Origin of the sequence: Lentzea fradiae (genome assembly GCF_900100955.1) — a bacterium.
GTDB lineage: Bacteria > Actinomycetota > Actinomycetes > Mycobacteriales > Pseudonocardiaceae > Lentzea > Lentzea fradiae.
Window position 1 is genome coordinate 456,422 of record NZ_FNCC01000002.1, and the last position, 18,587, is coordinate 475,008.

The 18,587-nt window shown below is 66.1% G+C and carries 24 protein-coding genes and 1 tRNA gene; 15 read left to right on the forward strand and 10 right to left on the reverse strand.

All coding sequences use genetic code 11. From position 1 onward, the window contains the following. Position 1: 1 nt before the first annotated feature. A complete protein-coding gene (locus tag BLT23_RS39880) occupies positions 2-922 on the reverse strand; it encodes a DUF6731 family protein (protein ID WP_143035841.1) in 921 nt (306 codons plus the stop codon). 387 nt (positions 923-1,309) lie between these two features. Between BLT23_RS39880 and BLT23_RS39885 the strand changes: the two genes are divergently transcribed. Then, positions 1,310-1,546: a hypothetical protein gene (locus tag BLT23_RS39885; RefSeq protein WP_143035842.1), complete on the forward strand. Its 237-nt coding sequence runs from the start codon at positions 1,310-1,312 to the stop codon at positions 1,544-1,546. A gap of 377 nt (positions 1,547-1,923) precedes the next feature. Further along, positions 1,924-2,670 (forward strand): TRADD-N-associated membrane domain-containing protein, encoded by a 747-nt coding sequence (locus BLT23_RS39890; protein WP_143035843.1) that lies wholly within the window; start codon positions 1,924-1,926, stop codon positions 2,668-2,670. Positions 2,671-3,009: 339 nt separating this feature from the next. Here BLT23_RS39890 and BLT23_RS06260 read toward each other — a convergent pair whose 3' ends face one another. Continuing rightward, entirely contained in the window at positions 3,010-4,779 is a 1,770-nt protein-coding gene (locus BLT23_RS06260; protein ID WP_090046465.1) for an ATP-binding protein, read from the reverse strand. A gap of 115 nt (positions 4,780-4,894) precedes the next feature. Then, positions 4,895-5,104 carry a hypothetical protein gene (locus BLT23_RS06265; protein ID WP_090046467.1) on the reverse strand — a complete coding sequence of 70 codons (210 nt, stop codon included), beginning with the start codon at positions 5,102-5,104 and terminating at the stop codon, positions 4,895-4,897. An 83-nt stretch (positions 5,105-5,187) separates the two neighbouring features. On the opposite strand from BLT23_RS06265, the gene BLT23_RS06270 reads away from it, so the two are divergent. The 3 genes from BLT23_RS06270 to BLT23_RS40575 all read left to right on the forward strand — a co-directional run bounded on the left by BLT23_RS06270 (position 5,188) and on the right by BLT23_RS40575 (position 7,109). Next, positions 5,188-5,574 (forward strand): hypothetical protein, encoded by a 387-nt coding sequence (locus BLT23_RS06270; RefSeq protein WP_090046469.1) that lies wholly within the window; start codon positions 5,188-5,190, stop codon positions 5,572-5,574. A gap of 425 nt (positions 5,575-5,999) precedes the next feature. Continuing rightward, the gene (locus BLT23_RS41550) at positions 6,000-6,806 is read left to right on the forward strand and encodes a transglycosylase SLT domain-containing protein (RefSeq protein WP_245743681.1); all 807 of its coding nucleotides are present in this window, start codon (positions 6,000-6,002) and stop codon (positions 6,804-6,806) included. A 150-nt stretch (positions 6,807-6,956) separates the two neighbouring features. After that, positions 6,957-7,109, forward strand: coding sequence for a hypothetical protein (locus tag BLT23_RS40575; RefSeq protein ID WP_176946622.1), 153 nt, complete (start codon positions 6,957-6,959; stop codon positions 7,107-7,109). 27 nt (positions 7,110-7,136) lie between these two features. Here BLT23_RS40575 and BLT23_RS06280 read toward each other — a convergent pair whose 3' ends face one another. Then, positions 7,137-8,168 (reverse strand): LysR family transcriptional regulator, encoded by a 1,032-nt coding sequence (locus tag BLT23_RS06280; protein WP_090046471.1) that lies wholly within the window; start codon positions 8,166-8,168, stop codon positions 7,137-7,139. A 225-nt stretch (positions 8,169-8,393) separates the two neighbouring features. Here BLT23_RS06280 and BLT23_RS06285 point away from each other — a divergent pair, with 225 nt between their 5' ends. From BLT23_RS06285 to htpX, 4 genes are read left to right on the forward strand one after another with little or no spacing between them, the layout of a single operon-like run. Next, positions 8,394-8,804: an NADH-quinone oxidoreductase subunit B gene (locus BLT23_RS06285; RefSeq protein WP_090046474.1), complete on the forward strand. Its 411-nt coding sequence runs from the start codon at positions 8,394-8,396 to the stop codon at positions 8,802-8,804. Then, the gene (locus BLT23_RS06290; protein WP_090046476.1) at positions 8,804-9,397 is read left to right on the forward strand and encodes an NADH-quinone oxidoreductase subunit C; all 594 of its coding nucleotides are present in this window, start codon (positions 8,804-8,806) and stop codon (positions 9,395-9,397) included. The genes BLT23_RS06285 and BLT23_RS06290 overlap by 1 nt, the downstream gene beginning before the upstream one ends. Beyond that, positions 9,394-9,846 carry a 4Fe-4S binding protein gene (locus BLT23_RS06295; protein WP_090046478.1) on the forward strand — a complete coding sequence of 151 codons (453 nt, stop codon included), beginning with the start codon at positions 9,394-9,396 and terminating at the stop codon, positions 9,844-9,846. The genes BLT23_RS06290 and BLT23_RS06295 overlap by 4 nt, the downstream gene beginning before the upstream one ends. A gap of 19 nt (positions 9,847-9,865) precedes the next feature. Beyond that, complete coding sequence (gene htpX, locus BLT23_RS06300; protein ID WP_090046480.1) at positions 9,866-10,747, forward strand: zinc metalloprotease HtpX; 882 nt, start codon at positions 9,866-9,868, stop codon at positions 10,745-10,747. Here the strand turns inward: htpX and rfbA are convergent. Both rfbA and BLT23_RS06310 read right to left on the reverse strand, forming a co-directional pair. Next, positions 10,732-11,604, reverse strand: a complete 873-nt coding sequence (gene rfbA, locus BLT23_RS06305; protein ID WP_090046482.1) for a glucose-1-phosphate thymidylyltransferase RfbA — start codon at positions 11,602-11,604, stop codon at positions 10,732-10,734. The two genes, htpX and rfbA, sit on opposite strands and share 16 nt — an antisense overlap. Further along, positions 11,601-12,092, reverse strand: coding sequence for a YajQ family cyclic di-GMP-binding protein (locus tag BLT23_RS06310; RefSeq protein WP_090046484.1), 492 nt, complete (start codon positions 12,090-12,092; stop codon positions 11,601-11,603). The genes rfbA and BLT23_RS06310 overlap by 4 nt, the downstream gene beginning before the upstream one ends. Positions 12,093-12,211: 119 nt before the next feature. Here BLT23_RS06310 and BLT23_RS06315 point away from each other — a divergent pair. After that, positions 12,212-12,292, forward strand: a tRNA-Tyr gene (locus BLT23_RS06315). Between the two features lie 120 nt (positions 12,293-12,412). Here the strand turns inward: BLT23_RS06315 and BLT23_RS06320 are convergent. After that, positions 12,413-12,841 (reverse strand): prevent-host-death protein, encoded by a 429-nt coding sequence (locus BLT23_RS06320; RefSeq protein WP_090046486.1) that lies wholly within the window; start codon positions 12,839-12,841, stop codon positions 12,413-12,415. Positions 12,842-13,015: 174 nt separating this feature from the next. On the opposite strand from BLT23_RS06320, the gene BLT23_RS06325 reads away from it, so the two are divergent. After that, on the forward strand, positions 13,016-13,687 hold the full coding sequence (locus BLT23_RS06325) for a protein phosphatase 2C domain-containing protein (RefSeq protein WP_176946623.1): 672 nt from the start codon (positions 13,016-13,018) through the stop codon (positions 13,685-13,687). Next, on the forward strand, positions 13,684-14,472 hold the full coding sequence (locus BLT23_RS06330; RefSeq protein ID WP_090046490.1) for a hypothetical protein: 789 nt from the start codon (positions 13,684-13,686) through the stop codon (positions 14,470-14,472). Before BLT23_RS06325 ends, BLT23_RS06330 begins: the two co-directional genes overlap by 4 nt. Here the strand turns inward: BLT23_RS06330 and BLT23_RS06335 are convergent. Beyond that, positions 14,462-14,815 carry a winged helix-turn-helix transcriptional regulator gene (locus BLT23_RS06335; protein WP_090046492.1) on the reverse strand — a complete coding sequence of 118 codons (354 nt, stop codon included), beginning with the start codon at positions 14,813-14,815 and terminating at the stop codon, positions 14,462-14,464. The two genes, BLT23_RS06330 and BLT23_RS06335, sit on opposite strands and share 11 nt — an antisense overlap. An 83-nt stretch (positions 14,816-14,898) precedes the next feature. Here BLT23_RS06335 and BLT23_RS06340 point away from each other — a divergent pair, with 83 nt between their 5' ends. Then, entirely contained in the window at positions 14,899-15,723 is an 825-nt protein-coding gene (locus tag BLT23_RS06340; protein WP_245743683.1) for an NAD(P)-dependent oxidoreductase, read from the forward strand. Then, complete coding sequence (locus tag BLT23_RS06345) at positions 15,720-16,454, forward strand: SDR family NAD(P)-dependent oxidoreductase (protein ID WP_090046494.1); 735 nt, start codon at positions 15,720-15,722, stop codon at positions 16,452-16,454. Before BLT23_RS06340 ends, BLT23_RS06345 begins: the two co-directional genes overlap by 4 nt. A 121-nt stretch (positions 16,455-16,575) precedes the next feature. Here the strand turns inward: BLT23_RS06345 and BLT23_RS06350 are convergent, their stop codons facing one another. Both BLT23_RS06350 and BLT23_RS06355 read right to left on the reverse strand, forming a co-directional pair. Beyond that, positions 16,576-16,785 (reverse strand): hypothetical protein, encoded by a 210-nt coding sequence (locus tag BLT23_RS06350; RefSeq protein ID WP_245743685.1) that lies wholly within the window; start codon positions 16,783-16,785, stop codon positions 16,576-16,578. A 141-nt stretch (positions 16,786-16,926) separates the two neighbouring features. Then, on the reverse strand, positions 16,927-17,739 hold the full coding sequence (locus BLT23_RS06355) for a GNAT family N-acetyltransferase (protein WP_176946624.1): 813 nt from the start codon (positions 17,737-17,739) through the stop codon (positions 16,927-16,929). A 29-nt stretch (positions 17,740-17,768) separates the two neighbouring features. On the opposite strand from BLT23_RS06355, the gene BLT23_RS06360 reads away from it, so the two are divergent. After that, on the forward strand, positions 17,769-18,521 hold the full coding sequence (locus tag BLT23_RS06360; RefSeq protein ID WP_090046501.1) for a PhzF family phenazine biosynthesis protein: 753 nt from the start codon (positions 17,769-17,771) through the stop codon (positions 18,519-18,521). The last annotated feature ends 66 nt before the right edge of the window (positions 18,522-18,587 follow it).

Consider the following 18,587-nt stretch of genomic DNA (forward strand, 5'->3'; position numbering starts at 1 on the left):
TTCATTTCGCGTTACGCATCGCTTGGGCCTCGGTAGCACGAGCAATCAAGCCTTCGCCGTCAAGTTTCAGGCGAGCATTCTCCAGCGCTTCAAACGTTGCGTCTGAATCAGGCACCGAGTTAGTGGATGGATGCTCGGGCAGCTGAATCTCTACGAGTAGGCGTTCGCTCAGCAGGTTGACGTGCTCAGCCTTGCCGGTGTCTGGATTGATCCCGCTGACGACGAGGCGATCAACGATCTCATGTGCATTCTCTGCCAGCTCGAAAACTGCTTGCTCAATTCCCTCGTCAAGGAACCTGTTTCGAGGCCCGTACTTGCCCATCCCAATTTGTACATTTACCGAAGGTGCGCGCTTGCCGAAAACCTCTGGCAGCAATGAGCCAAAGACGCCGGTTGATAGATCTGTTGCGTAGTCAGGCTTGGTGAAAGCTAGGTGAACAGAGCGTAGCTGTCCGCGGAGGCCTTCGAGCTTGGTGAGCATGTCAGGCTGATATAGCGGATTGAAGAGCATCTGCTCGTCTAGTTTCTTCCGCAGAAAGTGCGACAGTCGACCAACTCTCGGCGCATTGTGGTGAAATTCTTGAGCTACGACACCGTCCTGCCACATGCAAAGATGTGTTACGTCGGCGGAGTATTCGCCCTCGAGTAGAGGGATAGATTCAAGGGGTGCGTCTGGCCGCCATTTGGCTGGCAATTTGCTTGCTGTTCGAAGCGCGAGCATCTGCAATCTTACGGGCTTCGGGGTGTCATCGTCATACGAGACCGGAAGAACCGCGGTGGTTACGTCGCCTGTCGCCAGGATCGCGTACTCATCGCTGTGGCCGATTCCAGCCGCTAGGGTCTTGATCGCTCGTTTCGGATCGAACAGTTTCTGGGGGTTTGCCGAAGCCCACCGGTGGAAGATGATTTTTCGATTGAGCATGGCTTCGGCCTCTCCTCTCGCCCTGGCGCATCAGTGCCTGGTTCCCCTTGGATCGGAGCCAGCAGGTATTTCGTTATCTGATGTGTGTGCTCGGCCCACTGCTTCACTCGAATGGGTGAAGCAGACTCTTGTCTCCGCTGTCGGCTCGCGGGTGGATGACTTCACTGACGGGTGCGAGCCACGCTGGATTATCGGCAATAGCTGAGGGGCATGAGGAACGAGCGCATGGATCGCGGCTTGATCAGGGCTCGGGGCGCTCGGCTGCCGCGCCTGTGGACAGCTCAACGCCTTGGCGGCGTCGACCAGCCCACAAGCTTGCCAACGAATCAATGCCGCTTCAGTGCGTCTTGGGTTGCCGTAAGGGCCGACCAGGGACAGAAGCGCGTAGTGGTTGAGGTGGAGGAGATGCCGCATCAGGTCCTGGGTCGCCGGGCCGTCGACTCGTGCGCATTCGCCGTTCGGCAAGCTGTCATCGACGAGTACCGGCCGGCCGCCGACCTCTCCGATGCTGAAACGCGTAGAGGTGTTGGCAAACTTGCGCAGAAGATCCACCTGAGCATCGAAGTGTGCTGCTTGCTGCCGCGTCATCCACACCCGGACACCATCGCACATGCGTTCGAATGAAGGTCAACCTTCGTTTGTGCATGAATTGTCCCGGCGACCCTGCGGAAGGGCGTCTAAAGTGGACCGACTTGGGCCGTCCTGGGGCCGTGACAGGACCCCAAAGACGACAAACGACGCTGACCGACGAACAAGATTTCCGCTGGTCAGCGGCATTTTCAGGGCTTTGACCTCAGCCCTGCTTGGTCTCCCAGAAAATCTTGTCGATCTTACGGACCTGGGCGGAAACCCGGCGCGAGCTGCCGTGCGGCCACGACGAGGATGGAACGAATGCATGTCGTTCGACGATGTGGTGGTGTGGACACCAACCTCTTGCTCAGGTGGGAACGGTCGTCAGCTGCCTTGTCGACGCACCTGCGGAGTCTACCCAAGGAGGATCAATGATCGGCCCACTATCAGAGATCCTCGCGGTACTATCATGGACAACGCTACTTCCGACAATTCTTTCGGGAATGCTTGCTGCTCTATTGGCGAGATTCATTAGAGATCGTAGGCAAAATATCGGCGAGGAACTTCGCCAGTCCGCCGATAAGCAACTCGCTGAGGCAGTGAAGGCTCTCGACGAAGCAAAGCAAAGGTCCGAGTCCTCCGGTGCTGCAGCGAACTCGTCTCGGGTAGATGAGAATGACGATTCTATTCGATTCGATCCCGACCAGTTGACGAAGCTTCTCGTGGCCAAGGCTGCCGAATCCAACTCGCGAGACACCAACTTATACACCAGATATGCAGATGAGGCCGTATTTCGTTCAAAGGTCTCATACTGGATAGCTTTATCCATTGGCATTCTCGGGGTCCTTGTTATCTTGTCCGGCGTTGCATTGTCTCTATTTGCAAAGCTCGATGTAGCTATCGTTGCAGGGGTCGTTGGCGCCTTGGAGACTTCGATAGGTGCACTTCTTTATCGACGATCCGATTCGGCAGATAAGCGCGCCGGGGAGTGGTTTGAGAAGGCGTCATCCAACCTGGATAATAGCGATAGTCTTCAGCGTGCATTGGGTATCGCTGAAACAATATCTGACTCGACCATGAAGGACCGCATTCGCGCATTGGCCGGACTTGGGCAGCTATTCCCTGGTGAAGAGGTTGCGGTGCTGCTGAGCGCGTTAGGCAATAGCGAAAAAGGCTAACTATCTTACGTTTCGTAGATGGATTTAGTAGTCTTGCGTGCGGATATTGAATAGAATGAGGACTGACCGCCGGAAGACATCGTCGCCCTAAATCAATCTGCCGCGATGATCTCAGGGATGTTGCGGATGTGGCCGACAGCTGACCTTGGGCTTGAGTCTCTCGATCTGGCGAGCTGTGGGCCTAAAGATGCGGGACAGCTACGGGACGTTGGTCTCATGCTGCGACGTATCTGCAGGTAGGGCCGTCGGTGATTCGCTCTCCAAACGCCGCACGATGGAACTCAGAGGTTAGTGCTCCTCGATGGCCCTGGTCGGCGATGACCGGGGCCATCTTCGTAGTCATGAGTCAAGGTTGGAGCCTGGTTGCTCATCGGACGTGAGGTAGCTCTTGTCGGTCCGGCGGTACTTGACGTTCTTGCTGACGTCGGAAGCGCCGGAGGTGACGACAGAGCCTTCCTTCTTCAGAACGGTGAGCCATCGGCGGACTGTGCTGTCCGATAGCCCCAAATGGGCGGCGATCTCCGCTCGCGACAACAGTTCATCGCCGATCGCGGCGAGGATCTCGTCGCGTCGATCAGCCCGAAGCACGCGGTGCGCGGTCGTCTCCTCCTGAGGTGCTGTCAACGCCTCGCTCAGCTGGTACCGGGCCCATCGGCGGCTGCCGGTCTGTGTGACCAACTCGCGTGCCACCAGATCCTGAAGTTCTGCGGTTGCCACGCGGGAATCCAGCCCGGTCGCGGCCCGATAGGTCTGGTTGTCGAGGATGTCGCCGTTCTTGAGGGAGGCGAGAGCGAAACACTGGCTGTCGGACAGGCCGTGTTGTCCGAGGCCGGCTATCCAGCTGACGACGCTGTCGCTCAAGAGAGTGTGATTCGGAAATGTGACGGCGAAGCTCGCGATTCGGTCATCGAACTGCGGGGCACTCATCCGCGCCGCGAGCAAGGAATCAAGCATCGTTCGGATGCCTGACCCGCGGTTCTCGCACACCGTGCGTGTGCTGTCCGCGATAGGTACCTCATCGAGGATCTTCATCAATGTTGCGTTGCGGGCGGAGGAAATGCCCTCACTTGCGAGGCTGTCCACGGTGACTGGACCGTGCAGTCCGCCAGGGTTGCGAACGACCAACCTGTCCGGGTACATCTCGACCTGCACCTGAGTGCCCAGTGACGCACTGGAGAGGTCACGGTGCACCAGCGCGTTGACCACTGCTTCCCGCAGGGCGGGTTCCGGATACTCCCACATGTCAGCGCGCCCGGCACCTACCACGACAGATCGTCGGCGCATGTTTCGCCGAATGGCGGCGAGTGCGTCGCGGACCATGATCGGAATCGGTCCCTCGATCAGGACGTTGTCCAGGAAACGCTCCCCGGTGTCGAGGTCGGCGCCCCTGACGGTGGGATAGTGGACGAAGGTCAGCATCAGTTGTGGGAAGTGCTCTTGTGGGTATTCGCCCAACGCCACCAGGCCGGCAAGTGAAACGAAGTCGGTGCCAGGTGCCAGAACCCTGGCTCGCCGGAGCACGGTTTCTTTGTCGAGACTCCTGAACGCGTGTGGACGGTTGGTCCTCAGACGAGTGATCAGGGCGTCGGTCAGCACGGGGTCAAGGGCATCCACCCCGACGCCGGGCACTGGTTGTTCGTCATCTTTGGGTTGCCCGCGGGACGCGAGCATGAGTTGGACCTCATAGCTGCTCAACCTGCGATCGCCGTCGCCGACGCGCACGAAGCTGCCTTGTGAGATTCCGGCGCCGCGATAGAAACAGGGCCGCAACGAGGGATCCACCGCGGGAACCTCGGCCACCACGATCTTCACACCTTCGAAGTCGTGGATCTTGATGAGAGGCCGGAGCTCGGGCTGCATGTCCGTCGAACAGAGCGATGCGAGGTCGGCGGCCATTTTCACGGGGTTGCCGACCCCCGTCGCTCTGAAGCCGCTGGCTTCCTCCAAGCCGAGGATGAGGGTTCCGCCACCCGTGTTGGCGAAGGCCGACAGCGTCTCGCGCACCGTGCGGGGCAGGCTGGCGGTAGCTCGCTTCACCTCGACGTCGTTGACGTCACTTCCGAGTGCACGAAGGTTCTCGACGATTTCGGCGAGCTCGTTGTCCAGCATGCGGCCCTTCCTGCTCACTAGCCTGCATGTTAGTGGTTAGTGAGCAGGTTAACGAGCAGGACTGCCGGAGTGTCCCTGGGGCTGACCTTGCCCACGCAGAACGCTCCCAGCGGCATCACGGCTGGGAGCGCCCCTCCGCACCCACTGGCAAGGACGGCAGCCCAAGGAGCGGAGCGATCACGACGTTGGCGTCAGGCGTGGACGGCAGCCGAACTCCGCCGTAAAGCATCTGCTCGGCGAGGCGGGAGCACAGCGCGGCGCCGAGCAACGGGCGGACGTGTGGCAGGCGCACGACCTCGCGATAGGTCAGAGCCGGTTCGTGCACGCGGCGTCCCCTCATTAGTACGAGGGGACGCTACCCACGCGTATAGAGACTGTCGTCGCATAAACGGCGCTAGCGTCGCCCAAGTGACAGACGTGCTCGCCATCGGCTTCGACCCGCGCACCATCCCCGGCTTCGACCCCGAGCCGGTCCTGGCCGGCATCGAGAGGTCCGGCAAGGCCATGGCGGAGCGGGGGCTCACCGAGGACCTCCTCCTCATCGACTTCGCCGAGCTCGACGGCCGCGCCCAGGCCCGGATCGTCGAGCGGCTGCGTGCCAGGCAGTACGACTGCGTCGTCGTGGGCGGTGGCATCCGCAAGCCGGCTGAGCTGCTGGAGCTCTTCCAAACGGTGGTCAACCTCGTCCACTGGAACCAGCCGCGGGCCGCGATCGCTTTCAACAGCGGGCCGGACGACAGTGCGGACTGGGTTCTGAAGGCATTGGAGCAGCGCGCCACCCACAACATCGGGTGAACCGCGGCCGCCTTCCCTCCGTACAACTGGTCAGACCCCGGAGGACGCTGTCCGGCGATCAAGTCGTCGCAGGTCAGCGTTAACACCCACCACAACGACGACCGACCGTCGAACTGCCACTCGAAAGCGTGACCGCCGAACGGACCTAGCGAGCAGGAGATGCCCATGCATCGAAACGAGGAGCGACCGGCTCATTGACTCTGCGTAAGTGAGCCGCTGATCGACTCCTCGGAAACGTGACGAGAGTCACCCAACGGGCGCTGAAGCTTGCCTGCGCTCGTGACGCGAGGTTACGTTCTCGCCCGCCGATAACGGTTTGGTCACCGGCAGGACAAGGAACCGCCCCCGAAGGATCCACGGTCCCGCTCGGAATCCCCCGCCGAGAGAGCCCGGTGGCCAAGCTCCCCGACGCAGGAGGCTCCCCCTTGGCCCGGCACAGCAAGGCCGCCGGCCGCACCGTGTACACGGTCGTGCCCAACGCAGATCTGAAGGTCGGCGCGCATCGCGCCGAGGACGACAAGGTTCCGCTCGCCCACCGCGTGAGCGCCATCGTCGTCGCAGCGGGTGTCGCCGCGGGCACCGCCGCCATCGCGAACGCCGCGACCAGTGGCAGCGCCACCGAGCTGGCCGCGGGTGCCGCCGAGCTGGGTGCTCTTCCCGACCAGCAGGTGAAGACGATCCAGACGATCCACGACGTCAACCCCGGCAGCCAGGTCGGCAAGCTCCTGCAACACCAGCAGATGTACGCGCAGCAGACGTTCGAGCAGGCCACGAAGCTGGCCGCGGACGCGCACGCCCAGCGCACGGCGGCCGCCGAGGCGGCTGCCAAGGCCGAGGCCGAGCGCCAGGCCGAGCTGCGCAAGCCGGCCAAGCAGCGCGAGATCGAGGGCTGGATCAAGGAAGCCATCACGGTCCTGCAGGCCAACGGCACGAACATCGACAACAGCAGCGTCCAGGCGATCTACACGATCATCATCAAGGAGTCGAACGGCAACCCGAACGCCGTCAACAACTGGGACTCCAACGCGATGCGCGGCACGCCCTCCAAGGGCCTCATGCAGTGCATCGACCCGACGTTCAACGCGTACAAGCTGCCGGGGTACGACAACATCTTCGCCCCGGTCGACAACATCATCGCGGGCGTTCGCTACACCTACTCCCGCTACGGCGGGTTCCACAACCACCCCGGCCTGGTCAACCTGAACAACGGCGGCGGGTACGTCGGGTACTGAGCCCGGTGGTGGTCCCGCGCGTCGGGGTGCGGGGGACGTGCGTGCGAGCGATGCTGTCAACCAGGTTCACCCACAAGAAGGGCGGCCCTAGCGGGCGCATGCCCGGTAGTGCTCCCATCGAAGCGATTTCCCGAACGCAGGGAGTGGCCGATGAACGAGCAAAAGGCACGCGACGACGAGCTGGCGAAGATCCGCTCGGAGGCGACGAGCTGGCTGGCCAAGATGGCTCAGACCCAGCATCGCCGCCCGAAGGCCGAACCCCGCGGGCCCGAGCACGAAGCCATGACACCCGCGCAGCAGTAGGACCAAGGGAACCAGGGAGCGCCCCGGCTACGGCCGGGGCGCTTCTGCTTGGAAGGCCGCCCACAACAGGTTGAGCGGGTGGTCGGCCGGGTGCTTCGCCAGCTCGTCCCTCCTGGCGAAGACGCCCACGAGGCGCTCCAGCGAGTCGTCGGCGAGCTCGACGACCCGGAGGCCGCCTCCCTCCCGCAGCTCGTTGTTCGACGCCACCACGCCCAGACCGGACGTCACGATCATGGCCCCCTGGACGAGGTTGGAGCGCAGCAGCGAGATGCCGTACTGGATCTCGTCGATCTCGGCCGCGATCTCGATGCCCTGCCGGTAGTCGGGACCGAACCAGCCGCGCAGGAACTCCGCGATCAGACCGGCCCCGGGGATGACCAACGGCACCGAGCGCAGCTGCGGCACCCGCACGCGGTCGCCCACGACGGTCTCGGGCAGGTTCGTCAGCAGCGCGAGCCCGCCGCGCCGCCACTCGATCACGTCGAACTCGGGGCGCTCCCAGCCCGCGCCCGCGTGCGTCACGACGCTGCCGCAGACGACGTCGACCTCCCGCGTCTCCAGCTTCGCCCAGATGTCCTTGGTGCGGATGTGCACGACCTTGAGGTCGACGTCGCGTTCGCGGAACTCGTCCGAGACGTGGTGCCACGCCTTCGCGAGCGTGTCGAGCATGTATCGCGTGGTGCCGACGGTGACGGTCGTGCCGAGCTTGCGGCGGCACTCGTGAATTCCGTCGAGCCACTCCGCGAGCGTCTCCCTCGCCAATTCGACGAGCGACTCACCAGTGGGCGTGAACAGCACGTCTTTTCCGCGTCCCTGCTTGACCACCAACGGTTCGCCGCACAGCTGCCGGAAGTTCCTGTTCAACGTGTCCAGCTGCTTCTGCACGCTCGACTGCTCCCGTCCCAGCGCACGGGCCGCGCGCAGGGCCGAACGGGTCTCGTGAACGGTCAGCAGTGTCCTGAGCTGGTCCATCGTGGTATCCAGGAGAGCGCCGGGCATGTTCAGCAGGCGGTGCAGAGCGGTGCTGCTGGGCAGCACCAGCTGGGACGAGCCGGACATCGGGACCCTCTCTGGTGTTCTACCGATCAGTTGAACTGAACTTGACCACATTTCGCAGAGAAATTATCTGCAGATGCTGTCGGCAAATCTCTGGACACTTATCGGGCGGTGTACAAAACTATCCGCGGCGACCACGCGTGGGAGCCGATTCCGGGGGGAATCATTGGGGGGTGGGGGTCCGCCGGGCGTGAGCCCGCGGGCCCCCAAGTATTACGCTCGCCAGTTGTGACGGCTTCCGCTCGCCTGGAATGGGGCACCACCTACCAGGTCACCGTGCTCGAACTGGGACTCGCCTGCTGCGGGGTCGAGGTGATGGCAGCTCTCGACCGCCTTCCCGGCCTCGGCGTCACGCCGGTCGACGGCGCGGGCGAGGCGCACGTCCTGATCGTCTCCGGCACCGTCACGGACGTCATGTTGCCCGCTGTCCTCCGCAGTTACGAGGCCATGCCCGAACCTCGCTACGTGATCTCCGTGGGGGCCTGCAGCAACACCGGCGGCCCGTACTGGGATTCCTACAGCGTCACCAAGGGGATCGACCAGGCCCTCCCGGTCCACGTCGCCGTCCCCGGCTGCCCGCCGCGGCCGGAGGCCCTGCTCGAAGGGCTCAAAGCGTTGCATCGGCTGGTGAACTCGTGATGACGGCGAACCCCAGGACCGCCTTCGGCCAGACCGTCCACCACGTGGAGCTCGCCGGCTGGCTCGCGACGGCGACGGAGCTGCACGGCTCCGGCCACACCATGTTCGACTGGCTCGGCGTCGAGGACGCGGGCCGGCCGGGCGACGTGGGGCAGCGGCACGCCGTGTTCCTGCACGTCATCGACCCGCGCACGCGCGAGGGCGTCATGCTGCGCACCGAGGTGGGCGCGGACGACCCGCTGCCGAGCGTCGCGCACCTGTGGAAGGGCGCGCGCTGGCACGAGCGCGAGGCCGCGGAGATGTTCGGGATCGCCGTCGCGGACGGGGATGGCGACGGCGACCGAGCCGGGCAGGAGCGCCTGCTGCTGCCGGACAGCTTCCAGGGCCACCCGCTGCGCAAGGACTTCGTGCTGGCCTCCCGGGTCGTCCGCCCCTGGCCGGGCCGTCTGGAACCGGGCGAGGACACCACGAGCGCCCCGAGCCGCCGCCGCACCGCACCACCCGGCGTGCCCGACCCGTCCTGGGGCCCGCGTCGTGACGAGGGCCCGGCGCGAGGCGCCGGAGAGGCCCGCGAAGAGGAGAGCAAGCCGTGACGAACCTTCCACCGCGCACGAGGGGCGTCATCGCGCTGCTGGACGCCAACTGCACCGTCTGCATGATCTGCGCGCGCGAGTGCCCCGACTGGTGCATCCACATCACCAGCCACACCGAGGTCGAGCAGCAGCCCGGCTCGGCGCGCCCGCGCAGCCGCAACGTGCTCGACCGGTTCGCGATCGACTACGGCCAGTGTCTCTACTGCGGGATCTGCGTCGAGGTGTGCCCGTTCGACGCCCTGCACTGGGCACCGGACTTCGGCTATCCGGGCACCGGCTCGATCGAGGGCGACGGCGCCGTCGCGGAGCTGGTCCACGAACGGGACGTGCTCGCCACGTGGGTCGAGAAGGTCCCGCCGCCTCCTCCGCTCGACCCGGACGCGGAGGCCGCCCCGGAAACGTCCACCGGAACCGGACGGAGGGCTGGTTCGTTCAGAGGTAGGACGTGAGAGACCCGGAGGCGTAACCGTGCACAAGCACTTCAACGGGTTGAAGACGGCCGTGCTCCTCGGCGGGATGAGCGCGCTGATCGTGCTGGTCAGCAGCTTGTTCGGTCGCACGGCACTGGTCATCGGCCTGGTGTTGGCCTTGGGCGTGAACGCCTACGCGTACTTCAACTGCGACAAGCTCGCGCTGCGTGCGATGAGGGCGAGACCCGTGTCGCAGGTGGAGCAACCAGTGCTGTTCGCGATCGTGCGGGAGCTGTCGCAGAAGGCACGCCAGCCCATGCCGCGGCTCTACCTCAGCCCGACGGTCGCGCCGAACGCGTTCGCCACGGGCCGCAACCCGCGCAACGCCGCCGTGTGCTGCACCACGGGCATCCTGGACCTGCTCGACGAACGGGAGCTGCGCGCCGTCCTCGGCCACGAGCTCGCGCACGTCTACAACCGCGACATCCTGATCAGCTGCGTGGCCGGCGCGCTCGCGGGCGTGATCACGATGCTCGCGAACCTGGCGCTGCTGGCCGGGATCTTCGGCGGGGGAGACGGTGACGACGACGGTCCGGGCCCGCTCGGCCTGCTGCTGATCGCACTGCTCGGCCCGGTAGCGGCCACGGTCGTGCGCCTGGCCGTGAGCCGCTCCCGCGAGTTCCAGGCGGACCAGTCGGGCGCGGAGCTCACCGGCGACCCGCTCGCGCTGGCCAACGCACTGCGCAAGATCGAGCGCGGCGCGCGCACGGCCCCGCTCGCGCCGGAGCCGGAGGTGGTGTCGCAGAGCCACCTGATGATCGCGAACCCGTTCCGCTCCGGTGAGCAGTTCGCGAGGTGGTTCTCGACCCACCCGCCGATCTCCGACCGCGTGCGCAGGCTGGAGGAGATGGCGCGCAGGGCGCGTCACCGTCCCGACTGAGCCACCGCCATGAGGTACTCGCCGTACCCGGACTTGCCGAGCTTCTCGCCGAGCGCGTAGCACTCCTGCGCGGAGATGAAGCCCATCCGCAACGCGATCTCCTCGGGACACGCGATGCGCACACCGGTCCGGTGCTCCAGCACCTGCACGAACTGCCCGGCTTCGAGCAACGAGTCGTGCGTCCCCGTGTCGAGCCACGCGAACCCGCGGCTCAGGTCGACGAGCTGAGCCCGCCCCTCGCGCAGGTACGTGAGGTTGACGTCGGTGATCTCCAGCTCGCCGCGCGGCGACGGCTTGAGGTTGCGGGAGATGTCCACCACACCGTTGTCGTAGAAGTAGAGCCCGGTGATCGCCCGGTTCGACTTCGGCTTCTTCGGCTTCTCCTCGATGGACAGCAGCTTCCCGGTCGCGTCGACCTCGCCCACGCCGTACCGCTCGGGGTCCTTCACCTGGTACCCGAACAGCACGCAGCCGTCCAAAGAGGACGCGTGCTGCTGCAGCGTGGACGAGAAGCCCCGGCCGTAGAAGATGTTGTCGCCCAGCACCAGCGCCACGGAGTCGTCACCGACGAAGTCCGCACCGATGACGAACGCCTCGGCCAGCCCGTTGGGGGCGGCCTGCTCCGCGTAGGAGAAGGCCATGCCCCACTGGGAACCGTCACCGAGCAGCCGCCGGAACAACGGCAGGTCCGTCGGCGTCGAGATGATCAGCACCTCCCGGATGCCGGCCAGCATCAGCACCGACAGCGGGTAGTAGATCATCGGCTTGTCGTACACCGGCAGCAGCTGCTTGGAGACGGCCTGCGTGATCGGGTGCAGGCGCGTCCCGCTGCCACCGGCGAGGACGATGCCCTTCACCGGTAGTTGGTGAACTGGAGGGCGATGCCGAAGTCCGAGCTCTTGAGCAGGGCGATGACGTCCTGCAGGTGGTCCTTCTTCTTGCCGGACACCCGCAGCTGGTCGCCCTGGATCTGGGCCTGAACGCCCTTCGGCGCCTCGTCCCTGATCTTCTTGGCGATCTCCTTGGCCTTCTCCGAGGAGATGCCCTGCACGAGGTTCCCCGTGACCTTGAACACCTTTCCGGACACAGCGGGCTCGCCCACCTCGAACGCCTTCATCGAGATGTTGCGCTTGACCAGCTTCTCCTGGAAGACGTCGATCGCAGCCTTGCAACGCTCCTCGGTCTCGGAGGTGAAGGTGATCGCCTCCTCGCCGGCCCAGGCCACCGTGGTGTTGGTGCCCCGGAAGTCGAAGCGAGTGCTCAGCTCCTTGGCCGCCTGGTTGAGCGCGTTGTCGACCTCCTGCCGGTCCACCTTGCTCACCACGTCGAACGACGGGTCCGCCACGACTTCACTCCTCAACGATCTCGGGGTCAGAGCCAGTGTCGATGCTACTGGGGGACCCCGATTTGAGGGCTCCCGAAGGGGTTATGTATTGTTCTGCCCGCACCGTTACGACGGTGTGGGGCGGGTTGCCCGAGCGGCCAATGGGAGCGGACTGTAAATCCGTCGCGAAAGCTACAGAGGTTCGAATCCTCTACCCGCCACAGCAGGACCGAAGGCCCTGTGACCAGAGAGAACCGGTCACAGGGCCTTTGTCGTGCTGTCGGGCTGTGTCCGGCCGATACCGGCGTTCTCCGAATGGCTGTGCCGAGGACGTACCGAAGTTATGCGGCGGTCGGTCCGCCTGACGCCAGCCAAGCCTGAAGCTGCTCATCGGTGCTCAGCGCGATGAGCATCACGAGACCCCAGTGCTCGCGGTGGTTGGACGCGTCGCGCAAGCGTGCCTGCCAGTCCTCGGCGTAGTCCCGCAGAGTGTTGATCATCTCCGCGATCGCCTCGTCGAAGCTGTTGCCGTCGGCCGACACGGGAAGTCCGGGGATGAACACGGACCAGCCGTCGTTCTCCGGCACGGCAGAAGCGCGCGAAGGAATCACCGAGTTCAGGAAGTGACGCATGCGCTCACCGTCGACAACCATCGCCGTGCGCTGATCTCGTTGCAGCGTCGCGAGTCGTCCCTGCTCCGCTGCGTCGAGCAGCGTCTTCAAGTTCGCGCGACCCTCGCCGTAGCTCTCGAAGTGCACGGCAGCGCCCATGATGTCTCCTCAGGTCGACTGGTTGCGGCGAGGTTCCTTGACTGCGACAGCCGTCGCCGACCGGATACCGAGTACGGATGAGTACGTGAAGTACTTCGTTGAAGTGGAAGATCAGGCCCTGCCGGGTTGCTAGGATCCAAAACCCCAGCTCAAAGCATGGCAGAGGGGTTCCCAGTGCGCACGCAGATGGCGACCGAGGCGGGACGCTCGACCGCATCGAGTGATGACCGGGCCCTCGTCGGCCCCAACCTCCTGGCCGTCCTCGACGGAGTCACGGAGAAGCCGGACAACGGCTGCGAGCACGGTGTCGGCTGGTTCGCCGACCAGTTGGCCGCGGAACTGCTGCGGTCCGCGCACCTCGGACCGGCGGAGGCGCTGGCAGCGGCCATCGAGCAGACCAGGCAGCTGCACGGTGGGTGCGACCTGGAGAACCCGGACAGTCCCAGTGCGACGGTCGGGCTCGTCCAGTTCCAAGGCGACGTCCTGCGGTATCTGGTGCTCGGTGACGCCACGGTCGTGATCGACGGCAAGCGCGGGCTGGAGGTCGTGAGTGATCCGGCCAAGCACACGGCCGGTGCGGATCCGGCGGCGCTGGGGCACGCGCTCACGGGTGAGGTGCCGCTGGCCGAGGTCCGCAGGGTCGCGATCCTGTCGGACGGGGCCGCGCGGGCAGTGGACCTGTTCGGGCTTTTCGACTGGGGTCAGGCGCTTGAGCTGATGGCGGCGAACGGGCCGGACGACCTCATCCGGAAGATGCGCGCGGTCGAGAAGGAAGACGTCAAAGGCGTCGACTGGCCGCGGGAGAAGATTTCGGACGACGCCACCATCGTGTACTTCGACCGGTGACGGAGTCCGCTCTCGGCGACGTGTTGCGGCACGCCGCGAGTGTGCGGGTCGAGGAGATCGACGGGTACGGCCAGGTAGTGGTGGACCGTCCTGAGGCTCTCGACGGTCTGCGCGCGGCGATGGAGGTCTCGGCGCTGCCGGGTCACGTCTGCGCGTGCAGGGGCCAGGTGCGGTTCGAGTTCTTCGACGCCGAGGCTGAGCTGCTCACGGTCGTTGTTCTGCACCACGGCATCGCGCTCGACTGGGAGGGGTACAGCGGTCACGCCGAGCTCGCGGACGGAACGGCGCTGGACCGCTGGCTGGGGGAGCACGGCCTGTCCTGGCGGTACGAAAGCGAGCGGGTGTGGGTCGAGGCGATGCCGCCGGCGCTGCGGGACATGGCTGACGACCTGATCGGTCATTTCGCGTTGCCTGACGACTCGCGGCACCTCGTGGCGGCTCGCGAACGTTTGCGGGGTGTCGAGCCGGTGGCGGGAGTGCTCCAGGTGCTGGCGTGGGCCGCGGCCGGGATCGGCAGCTGGGACAGGTACCCGCCGTACGAGGACGTTCCCGGGCAGATCCTCCGCGAGGTGCCCATCACGGAGATCATCGCGGCGTTGCAGGACCCTCGGGCCGACGAACGGCACGACGCCGGTGCGGCGCGCATCCTGTTGTGTGGCAAGAGCCGGATCAAGCAACGGCTTGACGTCGCCCGGTTGCCCGGCCCGTTGAGGGCGCGGGTGCGCGATGCCGCCGCCGGTCGAGTCCTGCCGAAGTGGGCGGAACGCCTGCTGCTCAATGCGTAGGCGCGGGTTCGACGCCGCGGCGGCGGGCGATGGCGCGCATGTTGTCCTCGCCCCAGTCGCCCAGTGGGACCAGGGCCTCGTTCAGCCGGACGCCCAGCGGGGTCAGCGAGTACTCGACGCGGGGCGGGACCTCGTGGAACACCTCGCGGTGCACGATCTCGTCCGCTTCCATCTCGCGGAGCACCTGGATCAGCATCTTCTCGCTGATGCCGTCCACCGAGCGGCGCAGTGCCCCGGTGCGCAGGGGGCCTGCGTGCAGGGCCCACAGGATGAGGGCTTTCCAGCGGCCGCCGATGACGTCGATCGCCGCGTCGAGGCCGCACGAGTACTGCCGTGGCTTCATGCTGGATCCTTACCAAAAAGTGGGTACCTGACAAAATAGTAGGTACTTGTCGCTTGGTCAGCGTCCGAACGAGCATTGCGGGCATGGGGACCAAGAAATCCGTGAGCGTGCTCGGCCTGGGCAGGATGGGCAGTGCGCTCGCGAACGCCCTCGTCGGTGAGGGCTATGAAGTGCTGGTGTGGAACAGGTCTGCGGACAAGGCGACGCCTGTGGGGGCGAAAAGGGTTGGTACGCCTGAGGAAGCGTTCGCGGCGGAGGTCGTTGTCGCCTGCCTGACGAACTACGACGTGCTGAGGCCGTTGCTGGGCAACGAGATCCGGACTCTCGTCAACCTCACGTCCGGCACGCCGCAGGAGGCGCGCGAGACGGCGCGGTGGGCGCGGGAGCACGGTGTCGAGTACGTCGACGGCGTGATCATGGCTGTGCCGCAGCAGATCGGCACGCCGGGGGCGCGGGTGTTGTTCGACGGCAGCGAGAACCACCACGTGCTGGGCGCGTTCGGCGAGCCGGTGTACGTGGGGGCCGAAGCCGGGCTGGCCGCGACGTACGACCTCGCGCTGCTCGGCGTCATGTGGTCGGTGTTCGGCGGGTATCTGCAGGCCACGGCGTTGATGGAGGCCGCGGGGGTGTCGCCGGAGCGGTTCACGCCGCTGGTCGGGGACTGGTTGGCCGAGGTCGGGGCCATGTTGCCGGAGATGGGCCAAGAGGTGCGACGCAACGACTACGAGACCGACGTGTCCGCTGTGGACATCAACGTCGCCGGGCTGCGGATGCTCACCGAGGCCAGCCGGGAGCAAGGGCTCGACACCGCACTGCCCCAAGCGCTGCACGGCCTGTTCCTGCGGGCCCAGCAGGCAGGCCACGGGCAGCACAGCGTCGCGAGCGTCATCGAGGTGATCCGCAAGTGAGGTATCGGGGGAAGAAGGCCGTCGTCACCGGCGGCACGCACGGGATGGGCCGGGCGACGGTGGAGGCGTTGCTCGCCGAAGGCGTCGAGGTGCTGCTGACCGGTCGTACGACGGAGAAGGCGCGGGACCTCGACGCCCACGCCGTCGCGTTCGACGCGGCGGACCTCGACGACGTCGTCCGGTTGAAGGGTGAGGTCGCGAGCAAACTCGGGGAAGTCGACCTGGTGTTCATCAACGTCGGGTTCGCCACGCTCACGCCCTTCGACCAGGCCACCGCGGCCGAGTACGACCGCACGTTCGACGTGAACACCAAGGGCGCGTTCTTCACCGCCCAGCACCTGGCGCCGTTGGTGAGGGAGGGCGGCTCGATCGTCTTCACCACGAGCGTCGCCACGGTGCTCGGGTCGCCCGGCATGAGCGTCTACGCGGGGGCCAAGGCCGCGGTGAGGGCGTTCGCGCGCGGGTTCGCGGCCGAGTTGGCGGCGCGGGACGTCCGGGTGAACGTGGTCAGCCCCGGCTTCATCGACACGCCGTCGATGGGCGTCACGGGGGTGCCGCGGGAGGTCTTGGAGGAGTTCAAGGAAGAGGGCGACCGCATCACCCCGCTCCGGCGCCACGGCACGATGGACGAGGTGGCGAAAGCCGTGCTGTTCCTGGCTTTCGAGGCCACCTTCACCACGGGCGCGGAGCTGGCGGTGGACGGCGGGCTCGGGCAGGGGATCAGCGCGTAGCGGCCACCGCGGACGCGAAGAGACCGGCGCGCAAGAGCTTCCTCTCCCTTGCGTGCCGGCCTCAGCGCGCAGCATACCCCAGATCGAACAAATGTTCGATCATCAGCGGGGCGCCGCGCCGTCAGCTGGCGGCGAGTGCCGCGCGGCCGTCCTCGGTCAGCTCCGCGTCGACGCGGCGGCCAAAGCTCGTCGGACGGGTGGGACGCAGCAGGCCGGCGTGGACGAGGTCGTGCGTCGCCATCTGGTCGCAGCACGGCAGCCCGTCGACGTACAGCTCGGGCTCGGCACCGCCCGTCACCTCGGCACGTCCTGCGGCGACGGCTCGCAGCATCGCCCTCGCTCTTCCGCTGAGCTCCATCTCGACCCCCCAGGGTGTGGTGTCCGGATCCGTTCTCCCTTTGTCGATTTAGAGGCCGGATTCGTTCCACAAGTACGGGGTCGTCCGTGTTCTTCGCTTGTGCTAACAAGCAGATCATGTCCCATTGGGCCGTTCGGGTAGCGCAGACACGCCGATCGGGGAGCGCAGCGCGGGGCGGCGGACCCACACGGTCCACCTCGGGCGGTAGCCGTGCGAGTACCAGAACGGCGTCGAACGCGGGTTCGGCAGGGCGTGGTGGAGCAGCGTCGCGGCCACTCCCGCGCGGTCCAGGACGTTGTGCGCGTGCGCTGTGAGAGCACTGCCCGCGCCCGTGCCGCGTGCGTCCGGCCGCACGCCGAGGTGCCCGAGGTAGGCGAACGGCCTCGCGGAGGCGAACCGTTCCATCCATCCGGCGTCCTGCGGCATGTCGACGTAGAGCATTCCGACGGGCGTGCCGCCGTCGACTGCGAGCCACATCGCCTCGTGGTCGCGGTCGAGGACCTCCGTGAGCGCTGCCCGCAGGCGGTCCGCGGTGTTCGGGCGTTCGGTGACCATGCCGAACGCGGCGTCGTACCGGACCGTGTGCAGGTTCAGCTCGACGGCCGCGTCCAGGTCGTCGTGCGTCGCCGGCCGGACGTCCACCCGCGCCGGCCGTCGCGGTGCCGACGTCCCGGCCCGGCGCTCGGCGATCACGGTGAGCGGGGCGAAGCCGCGGTGCACCAGCGGCAGGGCGTTCTCCTCGCTCGGCAGTGTCACGAGCGCCGCGCTGTCCGGGTCTCCGGCGCCGGTCAGCAGCCCTTCCCACGTGTCGAGCTCCGCGGCCAGGTCGCAGCCGGGACGCCAGAGCAGGCGGTGTGCGCGCAGCGGCCCCCAGGTCGCGGCTATCGAGTCCGGATCCGTCTCGGTGCTGGAAAAGATCTCGTCCACGAGGCATCCGACCATGAAAGGGTCGCCCTGTGGAGATCTTCGTCGTGGACGCGTTCGCCGATCGGCCTTTCACGGGCAACTCCGCCGCCGTCGTGCTCCTGACCGAGCCGCGCGGCGACGACTGGATGCAGCAGGTCGCGGAAGAACTGAAGCACGCCGCCACCGCCTTCGTCACGCCGGACGACCACCTCCGCTGGTTCACCCCGGAGAGGGAGGTCGAGCTGTGCGGTCACGCCACCCTCGCCACCGCTCACGTGCTGGGCGGGGAGCGGGAGTTCACCACGCGTAGCGGTGTCCTCACATGCAAGAACGACGATGGATGGGTCCACATGGACCTCCCCGCGGACCCTCCAGAGTTGACTGACCCGCCAATCGGACTAGCGGAAGCGCTGCCACATGCGACGATCAAGGCCACGGCGCGCGGACGGACCGACCTGCTGGTCGAGCTGGCGAGTGCGGAGGAGGTCCGTTCCGCACGTCCCGACCTCTCCGCACTGGCCCGAATCCCGTCACGCGGAGTAGTCATCACGGCGGCCGGAGACGGCGAGGCGGACATCGTGAGCCGGTGCTTCTACCCCGCCGCCGGCATCGGGGAGGACCCCGTCACCGGTTCGGCCCACTGCACGCTTGCGCCCTATTGGGTGCCTCGGCTCCAGCGCGCTGACCTGCTGGCGGAGCAGGCGTCACCCCGCGGGGGGTTCCTCAGGGCGACCCTCGCCCAAGATCGCGTGCGGCTCTCGGGGCGGGCCGTGACGGTGCTCCACGGGCGTCTCAACACCTGACCACGTCTGGGCGAAAGAGCGTCACGAAGGGTGCTCGACCTGCCATTTTGTCCCCCGAGAGGGGTA

What these genes read in the sequence shown, in the direction of transcription:
- BLT23_RS39880 (WP_143035841.1), bottom strand. Translation starts at nt 922, where the DNA reads ATGCTCAATCGAAAAATCATCTTCCACCGGTGGGCTTCGGCAAACCCC.
- BLT23_RS39890 (WP_143035843.1), top strand. Translation starts at nt 1,924, where the DNA reads ATGATCGGCCCACTATCAGAGATCCTCGCGGTACTATCATGGACAACG.
- BLT23_RS06260 (WP_090046465.1), bottom strand. Translation starts at nt 4,779, where the DNA reads ATGCTGGACAACGAGCTCGCCGAAATCGTCGAGAACCTTCGTGCACTC.
- BLT23_RS40575 (WP_176946622.1), top strand. Translation starts at nt 6,957, where the DNA reads ATGAACGAGCAAAAGGCACGCGACGACGAGCTGGCGAAGATCCGCTCG.
- BLT23_RS06280 (WP_090046471.1), bottom strand. Translation starts at nt 8,168, where the DNA reads ATGTCCGGCTCGTCCCAGCTGGTGCTGCCCAGCAGCACCGCTCTGCAC.
- BLT23_RS06290 (WP_090046476.1), top strand. Translation starts at nt 8,804, where the DNA reads ATGACGGCGAACCCCAGGACCGCCTTCGGCCAGACCGTCCACCACGTG.
- BLT23_RS06320 (WP_090046486.1), bottom strand. Translation starts at nt 12,841, where the DNA reads ATGGGCGCTGCCGTGCACTTCGAGAGCTACGGCGAGGGTCGCGCGAAC.
- BLT23_RS06335 (WP_090046492.1), bottom strand. Translation starts at nt 14,815, where the DNA reads ATGAAGCCACGGCAGTACTCGTGCGGCCTCGACGCGGCGATCGACGTC.
- BLT23_RS06340 (WP_245743683.1), top strand. Translation starts at nt 14,899, where the DNA reads ATGGGGACCAAGAAATCCGTGAGCGTGCTCGGCCTGGGCAGGATGGGC.
- BLT23_RS06350 (WP_245743685.1), bottom strand. Translation starts at nt 16,785, where the DNA reads ATGCTGCGAGCCGTCGCCGCAGGACGTGCCGAGGTGACGGGCGGTGCC.